Raw genomic sequence first — 955 nt, 5'->3', positions numbered from 1 at the left:
TTTGCCTTCCACGCCCATTATCAACCTCAAGTAGATTTGAATGGAAAACTAATTGCCGCAGAAGCTTTAATTCGCTGGCATCACCCTGAAAGAGGCCTAATCTACCCGAATGATTTTATCCCCGTTGCCGAACGCATGGGCGCTATGGATAAAATTCAGGAAGCAATGCTAACCGAAGCTTGCGAAACACTTTGTCAGTTGAAGCGCTTAGACTTACTCAAAGATAACTTTCGCATATCGGTAAATATCTGCCCTTCCCAGCTTAAGTCCAACACACTACCAATGAACTTGATTCGCACACTGGAGCACTACGAGCTTTCCCCGGGATATTTTATGTTGGAAATAACGGAAGGGATGTTAATAGAGGACCTGGAACAAACCGTTTCTATCCTTGATGAGTTGAGGCAAAAAGGCTTCAAGATATCTATTGACGACTTTGGCACGGGCTACTCTTCACTGTCCTATCTAAACAGCCTGCCTGTGAACGAAATCAAAATTGATAAAAGCTTTATCAGCACCTTGTCTGATGAACCGTCGACACACGGAGTGATAGATACCGTTATCGCACTATCGAAACACTTCCACTTTGAAGTTATTGCCGAAGGAATTGAACAACCAACACAGCTTGAAGTACGGCGTAAGAAGGATGTAAAAGGAGTTCAAGGCTACCTTTTTGCAAAACCGATGAATCAGTCAGACTTCATCAATTGGGTTAAGGCAGCCTAGTTTATAAAAGCCTCTATAGAGATTAAATTTCAGCGGCCAAACGGGAACCTTGGTCAATGGCTCGTTTTGCATCCAGCTCAGCTGCGAGGTCTGCACCACCGATAACATGAACCTTCATCCCTTTACCCTCAGCACCCGCTTCCAACAAAGCATCTGCCAACTTACGATTTGAGTCCTGTCCTGCACACAAAATCACGTTATCTACCTCTAAAGTGCGGGACTTACCGTT

General features: G+C 44.4%; 2 protein-coding genes. One reads left to right on the top strand and one right to left on the bottom strand.

Annotated features, from left to right (window positions below; genetic code table 11):
• Positions 1–726: EAL domain-containing protein (locus A3729_RS12160; RefSeq protein ID WP_156497918.1), on the top strand; the 726-nt coding region annotated here is incomplete at its 5' end.
• Positions 727–748: 22 nt separating this feature from the next.
• On the opposite strand, the gene A3729_RS33035 is transcribed toward A3729_RS12160, so the two are convergent.
• Positions 749–955, bottom strand: a 207-nt coding sequence (locus tag A3729_RS33035; RefSeq protein ID WP_197475828.1) for a hypothetical protein, incomplete at its 5' end; no start/stop codon positions are given.

The sequence above is a fragment of the Oleiphilus sp. HI0043 genome, assembly GCF_001634935.1.
This window is presented reverse-complemented; position numbering and strand designations above follow the sequence as displayed.